The following is a 600-nucleotide window of genomic DNA, read 5'->3' on the forward strand; positions in this document are numbered from 1 at the left end:
AAGCCACGCTTGCTGCCGCAGACCTCGCAGGCTCCGGATGTGCCGGAACAGCAGCCTGCAGCGCCGCGCTACGTTGCGCCGACGTCGATGGACAAGGAAGCCGTTGCTGCGGACCGCAAGGCACTGGCTGAGCTGCTGCGCGATGGTGGCGGCAATATCGAGGGCATCTAAGGGATGTGTGAGCGCTGTATCACCAAACGTATCCGCGAGGGTCAAGTCCTGAAGTTTGGGTTGTCGCCGCATGGCTGCTGGATGGATACCACCGACCGGGAAGACAACCGCAAGTCGTTCCACTCGAGCCACGATGATCCGCTTATCGCGCAGACCCTCCACTATCGCAATACCGGCATCCTGCCCGAGTGTGCGAAATGCGAGTTACCCACTCTGGTCTGGACGCAGACGGCCGGTGATCGAAAGAAATACCAGCCGGTGCGACAGGGCGTAGGCGCATGAGGAGGCCCTGTCTCCTGATGCTGCTCTGTTTTCTTCTGCCAGCTTGCGAGCAGAAGAGTGCCCTGGAAAAGGCGTGGCCAGTAGACCCTGCCACGTTTGAAGAGGCTTTACGTCCGCCCCGTACCTATGACCCGGCCGTCCTCCCCA

Annotated in this window: 1 protein-coding gene; it reads left to right on the forward strand. The window is 61.2% G+C overall.

Annotated elements, in window-relative coordinates; genetic code table 11:
* Nucleotides 1-252 precede the first annotated feature (252 nt).
* Nucleotides 253-453: a hypothetical protein gene (locus V3B41_RS20440; RefSeq protein ID WP_329861824.1), complete on the forward strand. Its 201-nt coding sequence runs from the start codon at nucleotides 253-255 to the stop codon at nucleotides 451-453.
* Nucleotides 454-600: the final 147 nt, after the last annotated feature.

Origin of the sequence: Stenotrophomonas sp. SMYL89, assembly GCF_036319985.1 — a bacterium.
Classification (GTDB): Bacteria; Pseudomonadota; Gammaproteobacteria; order Xanthomonadales; family Xanthomonadaceae; genus Stenotrophomonas; species Stenotrophomonas maltophilia_Q.